Annotated in this window: 14 protein-coding genes; 3 read left to right on the top strand and 11 right to left on the bottom strand. The window is 45.6% G+C overall.

Annotated features, from left to right (window positions below; translation table 11 throughout):
* Window positions 1-88: 88 nt before the first annotated feature.
* Genes HP568_RS17380 through HP568_RS17355 form a run of 6 tightly spaced genes read right to left on the bottom strand, consistent with a single transcriptional unit; the run spans window position 89 to window position 7,564 of the window.
* Window positions 89-1,444 carry a M20/M25/M40 family metallo-hydrolase gene (locus tag HP568_RS17380; protein ID WP_173629756.1) on the bottom strand — a complete coding sequence of 452 codons (1,356 nt, stop codon included), beginning with the start codon at window positions 1,442-1,444 and terminating at the stop codon, window positions 89-91.
* Window positions 1,445-1,480: 36 nt separating this feature from the next.
* Complete coding sequence (locus tag HP568_RS17375) at window positions 1,481-2,446, bottom strand: ABC transporter ATP-binding protein (RefSeq protein ID WP_173629755.1); 966 nt, start codon at window positions 2,444-2,446, stop codon at window positions 1,481-1,483.
* 19 nt (window positions 2,447-2,465) lie between these two features.
* Window positions 2,466-3,431, bottom strand: coding sequence for an ABC transporter ATP-binding protein (locus HP568_RS17370; RefSeq protein ID WP_048032912.1), 966 nt, complete (start codon window positions 3,429-3,431; stop codon window positions 2,466-2,468).
* A gap of 10 nt (window positions 3,432-3,441) precedes the next feature.
* Window positions 3,442-4,986: an ABC transporter permease gene (locus HP568_RS17365; RefSeq protein WP_173629754.1), complete on the bottom strand. Its 1,545-nt coding sequence runs from the start codon at window positions 4,984-4,986 to the stop codon at window positions 3,442-3,444.
* A 17-nt stretch (window positions 4,987-5,003) separates the two neighbouring features.
* Complete coding sequence (nikB, locus tag HP568_RS17360) at window positions 5,004-5,924, bottom strand: nickel ABC transporter permease (RefSeq protein ID WP_048032910.1); 921 nt, start codon at window positions 5,922-5,924, stop codon at window positions 5,004-5,006.
* A gap of 29 nt (window positions 5,925-5,953) precedes the next feature.
* Entirely contained in the window at window positions 5,954-7,564 is a 1,611-nt protein-coding gene (locus HP568_RS17355; RefSeq protein ID WP_217366644.1) for a glutathione ABC transporter substrate-binding protein, read from the bottom strand.
* 248 nt (window positions 7,565-7,812) lie between these two features.
* On the opposite strand from HP568_RS17355, the gene HP568_RS17350 reads away from it, so the two are divergent.
* Both HP568_RS17350 and HP568_RS17345 read left to right on the top strand, forming a co-directional pair.
* Entirely contained in the window at window positions 7,813-9,825 is a 2,013-nt protein-coding gene (locus HP568_RS17350) for a sigma-54 interaction domain-containing protein (protein WP_173629752.1), read from the top strand.
* Window positions 9,826-9,911: 86 nt separating this feature from the next.
* Window positions 9,912-10,877, top strand: coding sequence for a DHH family phosphoesterase (locus HP568_RS17345; protein WP_173629751.1), 966 nt, complete (start codon window positions 9,912-9,914; stop codon window positions 10,875-10,877).
* A gap of 63 nt (window positions 10,878-10,940) precedes the next feature.
* Here the strand turns inward: HP568_RS17345 and HP568_RS17340 are convergent, their stop codons facing one another.
* Together HP568_RS17340 and HP568_RS17335 are read right to left on the bottom strand one after the other, a co-directional pair.
* Window positions 10,941-11,531, bottom strand: a complete 591-nt coding sequence (locus tag HP568_RS17340) for a dihydrofolate reductase family protein (protein ID WP_173629750.1) — start codon at window positions 11,529-11,531, stop codon at window positions 10,941-10,943.
* 176 nt (window positions 11,532-11,707) lie between these two features.
* Window positions 11,708-13,189 (bottom strand): Lsa family ABC-F type ribosomal protection protein, encoded by a 1,482-nt coding sequence (locus tag HP568_RS17335; protein WP_173629749.1) that lies wholly within the window; start codon window positions 13,187-13,189, stop codon window positions 11,708-11,710.
* A 418-nt stretch (window positions 13,190-13,607) separates the two neighbouring features.
* Between HP568_RS17335 and HP568_RS17330 the strand changes: the two genes are divergently transcribed.
* On the top strand, window positions 13,608-14,237 hold the full coding sequence (locus tag HP568_RS17330; RefSeq protein ID WP_173629748.1) for a hypothetical protein: 630 nt from the start codon (window positions 13,608-13,610) through the stop codon (window positions 14,235-14,237).
* A 119-nt stretch (window positions 14,238-14,356) separates the two neighbouring features.
* Here HP568_RS17330 and HP568_RS17325 read toward each other — a convergent pair whose 3' ends face one another.
* From HP568_RS17325 to HP568_RS17315, 3 genes are all read right to left on the bottom strand, one after another.
* Window positions 14,357-15,205, bottom strand: a complete 849-nt coding sequence (locus HP568_RS17325; protein ID WP_173629747.1) for a VOC family protein — start codon at window positions 15,203-15,205, stop codon at window positions 14,357-14,359.
* Between the two features lie 206 nt (window positions 15,206-15,411).
* Window positions 15,412-17,457 carry a (Fe-S)-binding protein gene (locus HP568_RS17320; protein ID WP_173629746.1) on the bottom strand — a complete coding sequence of 682 codons (2,046 nt, stop codon included), beginning with the start codon at window positions 17,455-17,457 and terminating at the stop codon, window positions 15,412-15,414.
* Window positions 17,458-17,584: 127 nt separating this feature from the next.
* Complete coding sequence (locus HP568_RS17315) at window positions 17,585-18,829, bottom strand: acyl-CoA dehydrogenase family protein (RefSeq protein ID WP_082195926.1); 1,245 nt, start codon at window positions 18,827-18,829, stop codon at window positions 17,585-17,587.
* Window positions 18,830-18,843: the final 14 nt, after the last annotated feature.

Below are 18,843 nucleotides of genomic sequence, written 5' to 3'. Positions count from 1 at the left end.
CCCGTGCCGTTACTGATACGTGGAGTGCTATTAACCCAAGCATTATATTACATATGGATATGAATAGCAAATTACCACTTATTGATTCTTACTTTGAAAGCTCCCCTAATCGATGAATCACATGGCATGTACATGAAATGCCCTGATAAAAAAGGGCCACTTTCATATTTTCATTCGGCGCATGATTCGCCTCATCTGCGTTCGCATACGGGACCATCACGGATGGGACTCCGAGAATCTGAGTCCAGACATAATCGGGGAGGCTCCCGCCGACTCCAGGTACAAGAAGAGGATCTACTCTGTACGCGTCTCTGACTGCCTGTGTAACCACTTTCACGATCTCCAGTTCAGCAGAAGTACGTGAAGGTTTCATTTCTCCTTGATGCAAGACCTCTATGGAAGGATTGTGTTTTTTCACATGTTCGCAAAGCTTTTGAAAAATATCGTCTGGGTCTTGATCGATGACTAGCCGTATATCCATTTTCACACGCGCAGTGGCAGGAATAATCGTCTTGGAGCCGTCTCCCCCGTACCCACTGTGAAAACCGCAAATATTGAAAGTCGGTTCCAAGGATACCAAGCGATAAAAGGTTTCGGCGTCCGCTTCGATATCTGGATATCCGATCTGCTCGATTAACACCTCACGTTCAAAAGGAAGCTTGCGAAGCAAATCCAGCTCATAGGCAGTCGGTTGGCGGATATTATCGTAAAATCCTTCGATTAGCACCCTCCCTTGCTCATCACGCATCGTTTTTAACAAGTCAATAAGAATCCATGCCGGATTGGGTGCGATATTTCCCATATTTCCCGAATGATGATCCCATTTTGCTCCGTGTGCTACCAGTTCGACACCAAGAATACCCCTGACACCTAACTCAACAGAAGGGATACCACTTCCATGCATGGGCCCATCTGATGTGTAAACAAGGTCACATGCCAATAGCTCTTTATTCTCTTCAACGAAAGTCGCGAGATGAGGACTACTGTTTTCCTCCTCCCCTTCAAATACCAGCTTCACATTGACTGGCAACTCACCAAAGCTGTCCAAATACGTTTGAATCGCCAGTACCTGAGCCATTAACTGACCTTTGTTGTCACCTACTCCTCGACAATAAATCCTTCCGTCTCGTATGTTCGGTTCAAAGGGTGGCGACAGCCATTCCTCGAGCGGCTCAGGGGGCTGGACATCATAGTGACCATAGATCAATACTGTGAATGCATTCTCAGCCTTTATCCATTCTCCATATACAATTGGATATCCCGCTGTTTCCATTAGGCGACTCTGTATCCCACATGCCTGCATCATCTCATTCAACAGCTCCGCACATTCTCGTACGCCTACATTGGTTGTACTTATGCTTTTCTGTTTCAACAAGGCAAACAGTTGCTGTAAATATTGTTCTTTTCGCTCCTCTATCAGACGCTGAACAGTAGCCAAGCTCATTGTTATATTCTCTCCTATCGATTGTTTCCTTTTGGATCAGACATAGAGATGACAAGCCACACTATGCGCATCGGTCACTTGCCGCATATCTGGTCTGATTTCTTTACAAATCTCCATCACACTCGGACATCTACTGGCAAAAGCACAGCCCTGTGGAGGGTTGGCTGGCGAAGGCACGTCCCCTTGCAAAATAATTCGTTCCTTTCTCAATCGGGGATCTGCCACCGGGATGGCGGATAACAACGTCTTGGTATAGGGGTGTAATGGATTGGCGTACAATTGTTCCGTTTTCGCAAGCTCCGCCATTCTTCCTAAATACATCACCCCGACACGATTGCAGATATGTCGAACCACCCCGAGATCATGGGAAATAAACAAGTAAGTCAGTTGAAATTCTTCTTGTAAATCCTGCATAAGATTTAAGATTTGCGACTGGATCGATACATCTAGTGCAGAGACGGGTTCATCAGCCACTACTAGCTGTGGTTGAAGAATCAGTGCACGAGCAATGCCAATTCGTTGCCGCTGCCCACCCGAAAATTCATGAGCATACCGCTCAGCATACATGCGATTTAACCCGCAAACCTCCATCATATGATGTATTTTTTCCAAACGCTGATGTTCATCACCCAATCTATGGGCTTTTAGCGGCTCATCTAGAATTTCCTTTACCGTCAATCGTGGGTTAAGCGACGAGAATGGATCTTGGAACACCATTTGAAAATGCTTGCGCTGTTGCCTCAGTTCACTCGCTGATAAGGAGGACAGACTCCTGCCTGCAAAGCTGATATCTCCTGAAGTTGGCTTTATCAGGTGCAAAATCGCCCTGCCCATCGTCGATTTTCCACATCCGGATTCTCCTACCAGCCCGAGCGTCTCTCCTTGATTGATGGTAAACGAAACATGATCGACGGCCTTCACTACACTCTTCGTTTTTTGCAGCAGCTTGCTCTTCCCTGGATAAAACACCTGTAACTGTTGTACTTCTACTAATGGGTCCATCCCAACACCTCCCGTTCTCCTAGGCATGTAACCAGCAGCGGCACGTATGATTATTGCCGACCGAAACGATCGCGGGGTCTTCCCCCCAGCAACGGTCAATAACACGATCGCACCGTTCTGCAAAGCGACAACCCTTGGTGATCGACCCTGCTGGCGGGACTTGCCCTTTGATCGTATATAGGCGGCTTCTCTTTTCTACTGAAGAGGGCATGGATTGCAGTAGACCAATGGTATAAGGATGCTTAGGATTATGGAATAAATCATCGACGTCAGCTTCTTCCACGACTTCTCCTGCATACATCACCAGAACGCGATCACACATCTCAGCGACCACCCCCAGGTCATGAGTGATTAGCATGATGGCTGTATTTTCTTTTTCTTGCAATTTTTTCATCAGGTCTAAGATTTGCAATTGAATCGTTACATCCAGCGCCGTTGTTGGTTCATCCGCAATCAACAGCTTTGGCTGGCATGCCATCCCAATCGCAATCATTACCCGTTGCCGCATTCCACCCGACAATTCGAACGGATAGCTTCGGTAGATTTGCTCAGCACGGGATATACCGACGCGCTTTAGCATCTCAATGGATTGTTCTTTTGCTTCCTGTTTGGATGCGCACGTATGAAGTAGAATAATCTCATCGATTTGTCGGCCGATCGTAAAAACAGGGTTTAAGGAGGTCATCGGCTCCTGGAAAATCATCGAGATCTCGGTTCCTCGGACCACACGCATTTCTTCCTCGGAGAGTTGGGTCAAATCCCTGTTGTTATAAACAATTTGTCCATTCGTAATGCGGCCGGGTGGGTTGATCAGGCGCATGATCGATAGTGAGGTAATGCTTTTGCCGCAACCGGATTCTCCGACGATCCCCAAGGTTTCACCCGCATGAACAATAAAAGAAATACCGTTGACGACAGTTATCTCTTCCTTTTCTTTCTTAAAAGAAACCTGTAACTGGTTGACCTCTAAAATAGGCGTATTCATTCGTTCACTTCTACTCCTTTAGCTTGGGATCGAGCGTATCTCGCAGACCGTCGCCAAACAAATTGAAGCAGACGACAGTCAGTACAATGGCGATCCCAGGAAAAAATGTTGGGTAGAAAAAATTCCGGCTGTTGTCTTTGGCTGCGCTCAACATCGCCCCCCATTCCGGAGCTGTTATGTCACCACCTAGACCGAGAAAGCTAAGAGCAGCTCCAAGCAGAATCGCTGTACCAATTCTCATCGTCAAATAAACCATGACCACAGGAAGCATACCAGGCAAAATATGCCGTATGATAATCACAAAATCCTGCACACCGATTGATTTAGCCGCTTCCACATACGTCATTTGCTTTAACGCTAAAGCACTCCCTCTGACGATGCGGATGAAGATGGGAACCGTAAAAACTGCTACTGCAAAAATAATGTTCACCATCCCAGCCCCTAGCACGGCAATCACTGCGATCGCGAGCAATATCCCCGGAAACGCCAACAAAATATCGGTTAGACGCGTAATAATCGAGTCAATCCACCTTCCGTAATATCCAGCTAATAGGCCAAGCAGCGTCCCAATAACAGCACCGATCCCGACAGATACGAAACCAATGAACAGTGTTTCACGAGTCCCAGCCAAGACACGACTGAAGATATCCCGATTTTGATGATCGGTTCCGAACCAGTGCAGTAGGGAGGGCTGTTGATGTTTCCTATTGTCCATAAGTGCGATATGCGTCTGACTAGGCTGTATTTGGACGAGTACAGGCTCTTGCATCGATGTTTCAACAGCTATCGGGACAATGGTAGATACAGGCCCGATTGATACTTTCACTTGCCCGATACCCTGACCAAGCGCGGTCACCATCCCATCAGGCGTTACACGTACTACTTTTTCATCTGTCGACTGGTAATGAATTTGTCCGTCCTCTTCCGATTGCTTTTTCTTGGCTGTTACGAACCCGTTGTTTTCTTGTGAGACAGCCTTGTTCGCCCCCACTACTTGTTTCAGGTTGCTACGAATTTGTTCAAAGCCGATCAGCTTAACATCATTTGAAAGTCTGGCCTCTAGGTTAAGCTGGAAGATGTCCCCCTTCTTTACCATGCCTGCCGGACCTTGAAGCAGCAGCTGCGTAAGAATCGGTGGGGAGTCCTCTGCAGAAACGTCTAGCTTGATCTGCGAAGCGACATCTCCTTTTGCCATCAGCACCGTTGTGCTTCCTTGCCCGACTGGTGTTATGGTGATCGAGCCATTCGATTCACTGACGGTGGAAATCTGTCGGTTCGTACTTTGCAGCATAAGCTCAGACACAGGGAGTTCTGTACCATCACTCATGATCCCGCTTATTTGAATCGATCCGGTCAATTCTTTCGTTTTGTCGATTCCCTTTTCCTCATACTGCTCTGTCACAGGCCGATTCGGATCATAGGGTGTGATCCATGGCCCTGCCAACCCTAGCAGAAAGATGCCGATTAATATCCAGAAGGCTACTACCGCCATCGTCTGTTTCTTGAACTTTTTCAAAAATAGCTGAAAGGGAGAGTGAGTATTCTGACTTTTCATTCGTCTGCTCCTCTTTGTTATTCATAACGGATTTGCGGATTCACAAGACTGTAGCTGATATCTACAAGAAGATTGACGATGAGAAACTGGACGGAAAAGAGCAGAATGAGCGCTTGCATGGCCGGATAATCGCGAGCGAGAACAGAATCAATCAAATACGATCCCAGCCCTGGCCAGGAAAAAACTTGCTCAACTACGACTGCTCCTCCGAGCAAAAAGCCAAATTGCAACCCAGTCATCGTGATCACAGGAATCAGCGCATTACGCAATACATGCGTCCAAATGATGACTGACTCTCGCTGCCCTTTCGCCTTGGCTGTGCGTACAAAATCTTCCTGTAATACTTCAAGGACACTGGAGCGTGTAAAGCGGGCAATGATCGCAGACACTCCGAATCCTAGTGTTATCGACGGAAGCAGAAGGTGCGCAAAAGTTCCGCTGCCACTGGTTGGGAACCATCCCAACTGCACGGCAAACATTTGCATGAGCATGAGTCCGAACCAAAACTCCGGAATGCTAATGATCGTCGTGGTTGAGATAATCCCGATGCGATCCCAAATCGACTTGCGCCGAGCCGCTGAATAAATTCCGACAACCAGGCCTATAATCAGCGCCCAGAACATGGCGGCAAACGTTAATCCAAGCGTGTATAAGAACCGCTTACCGATCTCGTCAGACACATTGGTCTTTGTTTTATAGGAAACACCGAAATCGCCGGACAAAATTTGCTGAAGATAACGACCGTACTGCACATAGAGTGGATCATGAAAGCCTAGATTCGCTTTTACTTTCTCATAGGTGGCCATATCCATTTCCGCACCGTACATGATGCGGATCGGGTCGCCAGGGGTAAGATGTACGAACAAAAAAGAAAGGATCGAGATGATCACTAAAATGGGAATCATGCCCAATATGCGACCAAAAATATATCTAGCCATTTCCTACACCTTCTCTTTAGAAAACTAACTTATTGTTTGTATGCAGCCTGGAGACGAACTGTATCAAGAGTAACCCCAACATCCAAGACATTTTTCCGTTTTGCGATCACCACATCCGGGACGTACAGGAATATCCATGGGGCTTCATCCATGATGACTTTTTGTGCTTCGGTGTATTTTTGCTGTGCCATGCTGTTGGCTGTTGCTTTCAATGCTTCATTTAGCAGCTGATCGACTTGTTCGTTCTGATAATAGCCAGAGTTATTATAGTTCGGTGGAATTCGGTCAGATGCAAAGTTCGGCCGCATTCCCCAATCCGCTTCCGCTGTACCCGTACCCCATCGCCCGATATAGAGATCCGTTCCCTCTCCGGCATCCAGCCTTTCAAATAGCGTGCCGCTCTCGTAAGCTTGCACCTCTACTTTGATCCCTACAGCTTGCAGCTGCATTTTGATATTTTCAGCAATCGCGACGAATTCCGTTGAATTGCGCGTCCACAACGTAGCTGCGAAACCATCTGGATAACCAGCCTCTGTCAAAAGCTGTTTCGCTTTGTCAACGTTGTACGGATAGCCTTGCTGTTTCGCGTAGCCTTTTACCAATGGCGAAAGCGGTGAATCGGCAGCTGTACCAAAACCGTCAGCAACCTGACTGATCAATTGTTCTTTGTTGATCGCGTAGTTCATCGCCTGCCGCACCCGCTTGTCCTTGTACTTATCCAGCTTTGTATTCATACCGACATAAATCATGTTGAGCGATGGACCGGAGTAAACATCGAGATTCGGATCTGTTCCCATACTCCGCGCATCCAGGGTCGGCAAACTTGTCACAATGTCTACTTCGCTGGCTTTGAGCATATTGACCCGCGTACTCGCCTCCGTCACAGGCTTAAACAGAATCGCTGCTAGCTTTGCCGGCTTCTCTTTATCCCAGTAACCATCAAAGGCAGCTACCTTCACAAACTGCCCGTTCTTCCATTCGCGGAATTGGTAGGGTCCTGTCCCTACTGGATTGCGGTCCAAATTGTATTTCGGATCATCGATTTTTTTTTGCAATTCTTTCAGCGATTTAAAGGTGGCAGAAGGATGTGCCATAAAGGCAACCATCGCAGAATTTGGTTCTTTCGCCACAACAGTGATCGTGTACGGGTCTACTACAGTAACCTCCTTGATAAATCCAAAAAAGCTCGCTCTTGCCATGCCATTCTCCTTGTTGCGTACGTAATCCAGATTCTTTTTCACTACTTCTGCATCAAAGGGTGAACCGTCATGAAAAAGGATTCCTTTGCGTAAATGAAAAGTCAAAGAGGTTGCATCAGTGCTTAATTTGTAATCGGTTGCAAGAATAGGGACAACCTCCCGATTTTCATCCAGCGTAAGCAATCCTTCGAACATCGTGGACAAAATATGCAGCGTGTTGCTATCCGTGGAATTCCAAGGATCAAGTGAGGTGGCCTCCGCTTCAAGAGCCACTGTTAATTCCGCATTTCGTACTGCCTTTGCTGGTACTTCTTGTTGTTGAGCATTTCCAGGCGCTGGTCCGCTTGTTGGCGGGGGTTGACCAGAATTGCTCGTACAGGCAGATAGCATGGCTGTTGCCATCAAAAAGCTGACTGTGAGTAATCTCACTCTTCTTCTCATCTGCACGTAAATCTCTCCCCTTTCTATCAATGAAGTGAAACTACTGAATTAATTAGCATGATCTATGCCAAAAAAATAGGGAGCAGTCTATGCTGCTTCCTCGTCCTGAACCGTTGATATTTGCTGGTTTTCTCCATCAATTAATCGTGCAATGAAATACTATTTGGTTTACGATATAGAATATTCGGTTATTTCTTGCAATTAATTCAACCAAACACACCCAAATAACCAAAAGCGAGGAAGGCATGATGAACGAATTCATTTTACTAGCTGGCAGCAAAGACACCCGAATCGCGCTTGTCAATCAACTTCAGGAGATTATGGACGGGTATGTGCGGATGAGTAGTTATTCCGTCGAGGAGGAACTTCCAACAACCCTTCATAATCAATTGGTCGTCCTCTCCCACCCGCTCGTATTAGAAGAGCCAAAAATAAGAGCATGCCTTGGAACAAATTGCAAACTCATCATCGCCAATAGGATCATCAATTACGAAAACATCGACAGGCTCTTATACTTACCAGCTGGAACCAAAGCTTATTACGTCAATGACTCCTTAGAAACATGTTTGGAGTCCATTGAATCACTGAAAAAGCTGGGGATTGACCACATTCATTACATACCGTATTATCCCGGCATTCCGCACGTAGAAATAATTGATCTCGCAGTGACACCAGGGGCGTTCGAGCTAATCCCTGACCATGTTCAAGATGTAGTGAGTATCGGTCCCCGCCTGATGGACATCTCGACGATTCATCAAATACTCGACCATTTCCAACTGAACGGGCCAGGAGACGTGATCTCTCAGCGCTATTTGCGTAAAATCATTCAATTGAGCAAGCGGCTGGCTGATGCCAACCAGATAGCCACAGATTTGAATAAGCATTTGAATGAGGTGCTGGATGGCGTAAACGACGGGATCTTGACAATTACGCAAGATGGCAAGATCACGGTCTTCAATGAGGAGCTCGGCCTTCTGCTCGGTGTCTCTGCCAAGCGTGTTATTGGCAGACATATTCGTGATGTCATGGATCATCCTGAGCTCATCGACTTTTTATTTGCCCTCTCACAGGAAGAGGATCGCTGGTTTACGTTCGGTGAGGTTGAAGTCATTGTTCACCGCTTCCCTTTAAACAATGACCAATCACTCGTCGCTACGTTCAAGAATGCGAGAAAGACAATCGAGTTGGAAAGATCGCTGCGCTCCGAATTGAAAAAGAAAGGCTTTGTGGCCAAATACACATTTGACGATATGATTGGGGAAAGCTCAATCCTCACGCGCACAAAGGAAAAGGCAAAAAAACTGGCAAAAACAGACCTCACCCTCCTGATCCAAGGAGAGAGCGGCACGGGCAAGGAACTTTTTGCGAGTGCCATCCACAACGCATCGCTGCGGGATAAGAGGCCGTTTCTCGCTGTCAATTTCAGCGCCATTTCTGAGGATTTGATGGAAAGCGAGCTGTTCGGCTATGATGACGGTGCATTCACAGGGGCTAAAAAAGGTGGAAAAGTTGGCTTGTTCGAGCAAGCAAACGGCGGCACGATCTTTTTGGACGAAATCGGTGACAGTAGCCTGAAGCTACAGGCACGACTTCTGCGGGTCCTGCAGGAAAAAGAGATTATGCGCATCGGGGGAAGCCAAATCATTCCAATCGATGTTCGGATCATTGCTGCCACTAACAAAAATTTGCTGCATATGATCGAACAAGGAACTTTTCGGGAAGATTTGTATCATCGGCTACGTGTTCTCTTTGTCGATCTCCCCTCCCTGCGAACTCGAACCGATGACATCCCGCTGCTCGTTCGGCATTTTATCCGACAAAGCGTACACCCACAAGTGACTATCAAGCCGGAAGTCATCGAGAGGCTCACTACCCTACCGTGGTTTGGAAATGTGCGGGAGTTAAAGAACACCATCGATTACATGCTGGCTGTCTGTGACGAGGATATCATCCAAATTGAGGACATGCCGTGGGAAAATAGCTTTTTAAAAAGCGATCATTCACATACCGAAGCGCCGGTCATTCCTGATGAAGAAGACGAGCTGCTGCTTATCTTACGGAGTATTCAAACCATCGCTGAACGTGGCGAAAGGCCAAATCGACGGAGAATAACCGAGATGAGCAAGGATTGGGCAAAGCCACTGAGCGAGCAGCAGATTCGCAGCAGATTGGATGTACTTGAATCGCGTGGATATATTGTAAAAAGCCGGGGTCCTTTTGGGACGAGGTTAACCGATGCTGGATTGAGGGTATTGAAATAAAGATGGTCTATCTATTGCGGTCCTAGGAAAAATGATTTATGGTAGTGAACTACGAAATCTGGACTCATTTGATAAGGAGATGCTCAATGAATCATCAAAAAATCGTCCATTTCAGTGATAAGGACTTGGATGGCGTATCCTGTGCGATCCTGAGTCAAATTGCTTTTTCCAAGCAAGAAGTCGATTCCCGCGGGGTAACTCCTTACTCTGTCAATCAAGACGTACAAAAGTTTATCGAAGAAGAACTCACCCCCGATATGTATGTCGTCATTACCGATGTAAGTGTCAATGACGAGGTCGCAACGCTCATTCAGAAAAAGATCGATCAGGGTCATGCGTTTGTCTTGATCGATCATCACCCAACCGCCTTACCATTGGCCTCCAAGTACGAATGGGCAAAGGTTATTACGGAAGAATCAGGAAAAAAGACTTCGGCAACGAGCCTCTATTATGATTACCTGGTAAAGCAGGGATATCTGATACCAACTAGCGTTCTCTCTGACTATGTGGAGCTGGTTCGTGCCTTTGATACGTGGGACTGGGATGCAAGCGGTACTGTACAAGCCAATCAACTGAACATTTTATTCTATATGGTCGAGCGAGACACGTTTGTTCAAAATGTGCTGGGGCGCTTGCGAGGTGAAGGTGCTCATTCAGATCAATTCGTATTTGATGAAGTAGAATCGATCCTCATCTATACAGAAGAAAAACGAATCGATGAATTTGAGCAAAAAAAGCTGAAGCAAATGAAGCTGATTCCGGTTGAAATTGATTTAGACGAGCCAAAAACGTATCAAGTGGGCGTGGTTTTCCTCGAGCAATATCACTCCACGACAGGCAATTTCTTATGTAAAAATGCGGAGATGATTGATTTCGTCGCGATGCTTGATCCTGGAAAAGGTAGAATTAGCTTTCGAACCATTCGAGAAGACGTGGATCTGTCTGTGATTGCCCAGCATTACGGTGGTGGCGGTCATCCAAAGGCTTCTGGATGTTCCTTTACGGGTGTTACGTTAAAGGCTTTCGTATACCCTGCTTTACGAACAAATTAGTGTAAAAACCAAAAAGTCCAATTTCTCCATCCATGAAATTGAGAAATTGGACAAAAACCTTTTTTATTCTACTTGTGCCTTTCCGATCTCATATCGTAGTTGTATGGAACCACTTTTTCCGTAAAGCTTCGTTTCTATCAACTTCATGTCGTGACGTGTATGAATGTTATCAAAGTAATGTTTGCCGCTGCCCAATAAGACCGGATGAATAATCATTCGGAGTTCATCAAGTAAATCAGCATGGATCAAACCTTGAACAAGACCCGCGCTTGCAGGAACAATGATATCACCCTTGATTTGTGTTTTAAGCTCTTTTATTTTGGTCATGACATCAGAATGAAGGAGTGTAATCGTATTGCCGTAGTCACCCCAATGAACTTCCGTAAGCTCACTATTATTGGTTGCTACAAACTTTTGAGTCTTATTTATCGCATCAGCCCAATCTCCCTCTTGGAACGGCCAATAGCTTGCAAAGCCTTCATAGGTGACTCGCCCCATCAAGATGGCGTCAACCCTCTGGAATAACGCAAGACCGTCATCTGTGGCGTCGATGATTCCAGGCAATGCCCAGCTTACCATATTATCTTCTTCTCCTGTCGGCCCAGTATAGATACCATTTAATGTACTGCTTACATTTGCAATTATTTTCCCCATTGGATCTCCGCCATTCTTTTAAAAGTATTATCTAAAAACTACCACATTTCGCTGCTTACTATTTCTTCTCGATTGCTCAATTTTCCTTACGAACAGTCCCTGACCTCCTACGAAAAAGGAAGGTGAGGAAAACGAAACGGTTCTCCCCACCTTCCTTCTTTTAGACACTTTTCGTCCTAGTATAGTTCAACGATCTTTGTAGCGATGTTATTGCAAAATTCCCTGTCGTGCTCCACAAAAAGAATTGTTGGCGAGTGTTCCAGGAGCAGCTCTTCAATTTGCATGCGAGAAATGACGTCAATAAAGTTTAGCGGCTCATCCCAAATATGAAGATGTGCTTTCTCGCAAAGACTTTTCGCAATGAGTACTTTCTTCTTCTGTCCGCCACTAAAAGCGGAGATATCCTTCTCAAATTGCACGCGGGAAAAGTCCAGCTTGCGCAGAATTGATTTGAACAAGCTCTCTTCGATCCCGTTGTCTCGCGCAAAGTCAGTGAGATTGCCCTTTAGATGGGAAGTGTCTTGAGAGACATACGAGATTTTCAATTGACTCCCCTTTCGGAAGGTCCCCGTATGTTGGATGTTCTCCCCACAAATGAGCTTGAGAATGCTGGATTTTCCTGAACCGTTCTTGCCTGCCAGCGCTATACGCTCTCCCTGCTCAATCGTAAAGTTGACATCTGAACAAACTAGCTTCTCTCCGTAATAAATCGAGACCTTCTCCAGTTCGGCCAGTTGATTTTTATGATAAGCAAGCTGTGCAATCTTTAAGCTCTCCTGGTTTTCAATGTTTTTCAGCAGCTTCGACTTTTCATCAATGGCGGATTGCTGTCTTTGCTCCATCGATTTGGAGCGCTTCATCATTTTCGCAGCCTTGTGGCCAACATACCCTTTGTCTATTTTGGAACCGGAATTCAATGTTCCATTTTTCGTCTTTTCCACAGCGTCTGACCAGTTGCTTGTACGTTTGGCTGCGTCCGACAAGCGTTTAATGTCTTTTTTGAGCTTCTCATTCTCAGCGAGTTCATAGTTATCCTGTCTCTGTTTATTTTCCCACCAATCAGAGAAATTCCCTTTTTGCACCTCGATGTTCGTCTTGTTGATGGATAAGATGTGATCGACACAATTGTCTAGAAATGCTCGGTCGTGAGACACCAAAATATAACCGTTTTTGGAATGGAGATAATCACTGACGAGCTCCCTTGCATGCATATCGAGGTGATTGGTTGGCTCATCAATTAACAAAAAACTGTTTTCCTTTAGAAACAAGGCGGCTAACATTACTTTCGTTTGCTCCCCGTTAGACAAAGATTCAAAGGGACGATACAGAACATCCTCTGAAACCTTTAAGAGGGAGAACTCGCGCATTAATTCCCATAGCTGATAATCCGGGACAATGTCTTGAACGATATCAATGGTCAGATATTCTTTGTTCTCGACTTGGAAAGGAAAGTATTCAAAGCTGACATGAGCAGTAATCTTTCCGCTGTATTCATATTTACCAAGCAACAGGTTGAGAAAGGTCGTCTTCCCCCTCCCGTTTCTTCCCGTAAAGCCCAATTTCCAATCCGTATCGATTTGGAAGCTCACGTTTTCAAAAATATTATCGAAACTGCCTTCATAGGCAAACGTTAAGTTATTTACATTGATTAATGACATACAATCATCCTCCTGTATAAAAATAGAAAAGCTACAAGAAAGTTACCCTCTCTTGTAGCTCAAATAAATACAGCAAATCCAACTCAAAAAGAGTTAGATATGGATATATTGATTGAGTGAAAAGATAATGTAACTTTCTTGCGTATAAAGAATAAAACATGCGAAGGATATCGCTTTTTTGTTTTATTTTTTAAGCAAGAAAAGAATCCATTATACCTTTCAGCTCCCGTCATTAATTTAACAGTATTGTATCATATCCATTTTTTAGTTTCAACAAGTTTTACTTTTTATAATTCCGACGACACGACTCCCTCGTTTTTTTTCCAGAAAAAGAAGGAAATTTAAAAAATGTTTAGAATTCTCATGCTTATTGAAATTCTTTTTTTTACTTATTGCATTCATATGGAGGAGTTACGCTATGAAAAACGTGGTAAGAAGTTTGGGTATTCTCGTCTTGGCATCATCATTCCTGATCGTACCGACACAAGCAGCAGATGCAGTAGGAAAAGGAAAAGAATCTAACGTCCGTCCACAAAAGTATATCTTTGATGGAAACTGGAAGTACGGTGATACGTTAGTAGTCGCATACGACACGTTCTTTCCGAATGGATGGATTTCGATTGAAAAAGAGCCACATCGTGGAACACAGCTTGGATATGAAATAGCGAAATATATTAATGGCGCTAATTATGGGCAAGTGGAAAGAAGCTTGAGCTTTAACATCCCTTCTGGTTGGGTAGAAATCGGTCGAGGTTATAACAGCAAGAGACAGGCTTATATCGATATCAGAAATGAGAATAAAAAACGGTACCAACCTCAAGAGCTGGAGAATAAATGGGTCGGTACCGGGGTGCCTGTACCATATGGCTGGGTCGTGGTAAATGTAAGTCTCTATGAAAAACAAATCGTAAATATCACCAGTATCCCTATTGAATCCAGCATTGAAGCGGTCAAGCACCCTTCGCCAGCCTTTGCTTATGAAATCCCAAGAGGCTGGGAGATCACTGTAGACGGAGAGCATTCTCGAATCCTCACGAGAAAGTACTAATCATTAATCAATATCTGAGATAAGTAGTCGACCTGTAGGTAGCACGATGGAAAACCATTCATGCCAACCCACAGGTCGTTTTCGTTTATCGAGCTGAAAGCTCTCCTGCGGCTTCCAAATTATATGTGCAGTTGAATCCGATTGCCAGAAGGATCCTCCGTAACAAAATGACCGCTCTCCTCCTGAACACTTGCACCGATCTCTCTTAACTGAGTGATTACTTGATTTCTCGCTCTTTCATTCGGAAGCACCAGGATAAACGATTCGAGCCCCGGACTCTTCGGATGTGGCGGTGGAGCGCCGACACCCGCCCATGTATTCAACCCGATATGATGATGGTACTTTCCAGTGGAGATGAACAGTGCTTGTGCTCCATATCGGTTCACTACTTCAAAGCCAAGTCCTTTGGTATAAAAATGTTCAGCTTCATTCAACTTCGATACATGCAGATGAATATGTCCCATGATGGTACCAGCAGGCAGACCCTTCCACGCGGTTTGTTCCCCATTTGACAACAAATCTGTAAAATTCAATGGATCTGTTGCCATGTCTACGGTACCTTCATGCCAGCTCCATTGATCAGGATCACGATCGACATAAATTTCAATCCCATTTCCATCCGGGTCCGATAAGTATAGCGCTTCACTAACGAGATGATCCGAAGACCCGATACGCAAATTCAACGCAGAGAAGTGTCGCACAACGCTAGCCAAATCAGAGCGTTTTGGCAGTAGAAGCGCGAAATGATACAAACCTGTCGAATGATTTTGTTTCGGTAATGCGTCATGAAGTTGTTCGATGGATAGTAGCACTGTTTTGCCGTCAGCAGTCAGCTCCGCCTTTGTGGCAGATTGGTTCAAGATTTTAAATCCGATTACTTCCTGATAATAAGCCAGGGAGCGATCCAGGTTCTGTACCTTGAGATTGACCTGTCGGACAAACGTATGGGGACTTTGATGAAAAGTCATGAGCGTGTTCCTCCTCGTTTATATACATGGGTGTTCTTCATACTTCTGTCAAGCTGACCATAAACGACCTTCTCTATTCCGAGATGAAGTTCCGTTTTAACTTACGATTAGTAATAAAGTTACTATAATATATCAAATGCCGATTGTCACGAAAAATCCTCTCCAAACAAAAAAGAGCGGTCTATCGCTCTTTTTTCGACGTTCTTTTAGATCGCTTTCTCCACGATTTCTGCAATGTCCAGCGTTTTGACGAGGTGCTCCATCTCTTTTGCCTTTGTCCCGTCACTCATCATGGTCAGACAGTATGGACAGTTGCTGCCGATTGTCGTTGGATTTAGACGGAGTGCCTGCTCCGTACGCTCAATATTTACACGTTTTCCTTGTGTTTCTTCCATCCACATCATCCCACCGCCTGCCCCGCAGCACAGCGCATCTTGTTTGTTGCGCGCCATCTCCAGCATTTGAACACCTGGAATGTGGGTAAGGATTTGCCGCGGGATATCGTAAATATCGTTATACCGCCCGATGTAACAGGAGTCGTGATAAGCAATGGATTCGTCGACTTCCTTCGTCGGCTTGATCCGTCCTTCCTGCATCCACTTCCAGATCAATTCTGTATGATGATAGACTTCTGCCTCGAACCCGAATTCTTGATATTCATGCTTAAACGTATTGTACGTATGCGGGCAAATCGTGACGATCTTCTTGACGCCATAAGCTTGGAAGTTCGCGATGTTTTCCTGGCAGAGCTGCTGGAATAAAAACTCGTTCCCCATGCGACGAGCTGTATCCCCGGAATTACGCTCCTCATTGCCCAGAACAGCAAAAGAAATACCCGCCGTATTCATAATTTTGACGAAAGCCTGCGCGATCTTTTGGCTACGAAGATCAAACGATCCCATGGAGCCGACAAAGAACAAATATTCGAACTCCTCTACCTCACTCACGGTAGGCACTTGGATGTCTTCGCGCCCCTCTCGCCACTTCAACCGCTCTTTTCGGTTAATCCCCCACGGATTGCTCTGTCGTTCGATATTTTGGAAATAGCGAGATGCTTCATGCGGCATACTACCTTCCGTTAACACGAGATAACGGCGCATATCGATAATTTTTTCCACATGCTCATTCGCTACTGGACATTGATCCTCGCAATTTCTGCACGTTGTACAAGCCCATAGCTCTTCTTCCGTAATGACGTCTCCGATCAGCGTAGGAGCTTGTACTGCGGTAACAGCCACTTCATCATACATTGGATGGTTCCCTCTTGCCTGCGCAAACGCAAAGGAAGGCATCCATGCCGTACGTGATGTAATCGCTGAGCCTTTTTCCGTCAGATGATCGCGCATTTTCACAATCAGATCCATTGGCGATAGCGTTTTGCCTGTACCGGATGCAGGACACATATTGGTACATCTACCGCATTCCACGCAGGCGTACAGGTCAATCAACTGATTTTGCCGGAAATCCTCGATCTTTCCGACGCCATAAGTCTCTTGCTTTTCATCCTCAAAATCAATGGATGTGAGCTTCCCGACAGGTTTGGTATCGCGCAACATGATATTTACAGGCGCGAATAGTACATGCGCGTGCTTGGATTGCGGGACATAGACCATAAACGCAAGGAGCGTAAGTAGATGAACCCACCAAAACAGATAGAACAGTGCACCAGCTATCTCAGGGGGTATCCCAGCGAACAAGCTAGCGATCAACGATGAGATGGGAGCATGCGCCCCACCTGAATCTCCCAGCCATAGGTGCTCAAAGGCTAAAGTAAAGAAAATCGATAGCATCAGTGTTGTTAAAAAGATAATCACAAGCCCTGATTTAAACCCTCGTTTCAAACGCTTTACTTTCTCAATATAGCGACGATAGTAGGCATAACCAACTGCGAGCAGCACGAGAAAAGTCGTAATCTCCTGACTGAGACTGAAATACTTGTGAGCCTCTCCCATCGGGTATTCAAAGCCTTTGACGAACCCTTTGATAATGAGTTCAATCGCCCCAAACTGAAGAATGATAAAGCCGTAAAACATGATGATATGCATGACACCGCTTTTCGGATCTTTCAAGAGCTTTGTTTGGCCAAATACTTGCGTGAGAAATTCTTGGATGCGTATCGCGGCATCCTTCTTCAGGTTTGCTTTTTTGCCGAGCTTGATAAAGGCGATTCGGCTGTACACGATTTGTACGAATAAATATGTGGCATACCCTGTTATGGCGAGAAATGCTACAAAGTTTAGGAAGGATAACATGGATGAACCTCCTCAAGTAAGACCAGCAATGAATCGGAGCAACTTTTCATGCACCGATTCATTGCTTGGGAAGCCTACAGTGACGATAGCTACTTTCCCTTGAAATCTCATCTGGTTCCTCCAGATTCTACTGAAAGCTTTGATCGCCTTGGAGCAAGCGTCGGGCAATCGTACGCTTTTGGATTTCCGTCGTACCGTCAGGAATTCGCAAGGTTCTTGCCCATCTCCATACTTTTTCCAGCTTCATTTCATTCGTTAAGCCCATGCCCCCGTGGATTTGTATGCATCGGTCGACAACTTTCTGCAACATTTCCGTACAATAAGCTTTGATCATCGAGATTTCCTTGAGCGGGAGCTTTTCTTGATTTTCCATTTTCCACGCGCAATGCAGCAGCATATTACGTGCGGCATAGATCTCCATCGCGCAATCAGCGAGCATCATTTGTATCGCCTGATGGTTCCCTATTGTGACGCCGAAGGTCTTGCGTTCATTTGCGTATTGGATCGCTTTGTCCAGCGCCCACTGTGCCGCACCTACACATGTCGCTGCCATAACTACCCTTCCCACATCAACGCCGTGCAAGGCTTTACCGAAACCTTGATTTAATTCGCCGATGATATATTTTTCATGAACCCGCGCGTTTTCTATGGAAATGATCCCGATCCGCGACCCCAGGTGTCCCATATACGGAATGGATGAGGTTGCTACACACGTTTTTCCGTCAAACGGGACAAGGAAGCAGGTAATTCCGCCCTTTCTTTTTTCCACTAGTTCGGGATCGGTGATGGCGAAAATGATCCCGTATTTGGCGTAATGCGCATTGGTAATCCACTGCTTCGTCCCATTCAGAACCCAGTGTTCCCCATCCTTCACGGCTTTGGTCTTTATCGCCCATACATCAGAGCCTGCGTCTGGTTCACTCAGTCCGAAACATAACGTAATTTCGCCTCTGGAGATACCGGGCAATAACTCGGCTTTGGTATCAGGGTGCATCCCCAACAGTGCTGGTGTGAGTCCGCCTGTAAACAGACCCGCCGGGAACATTTCCATGACTAACGGGTCCAGACCGTATTTTTTCATGATGGCTTCATATATCAGAGCGACAGAAATCGGGCCAAAATCATCTCCCGATCCCCCCAGCTCTGACTCACCAAACATCGTATAGAATCCGGCTTCTGCTGATTTTAAGCGAACTTGTTTCAGCGCTTCTTGTACCCCAGGTGAAAGCAAGCCATTCTCGTCATAAAAATATCTTTCATTTTCCAGCTCTTTTTGATATTTCTTGCGAAGCGGGTCAATTTCTACTTCAACGAATCGATAAATCGCGGAGATTACCTCTTTGATTTCCTCTGAAACCTGAAAACTGATCATGTCTGATACCCTCC

The organism is Brevibacillus sp. MS2.2, from assembly GCF_013284345.1.
In the GTDB taxonomy this organism is placed as follows: Bacteria; Bacillota; Bacilli; order Brevibacillales; family Brevibacillaceae; genus Brevibacillus; species Brevibacillus brevis_C.
Note: the sequence above shows the minus strand (reverse complement) of the source record. Positions and strands in the feature narration are given on the sequence as shown.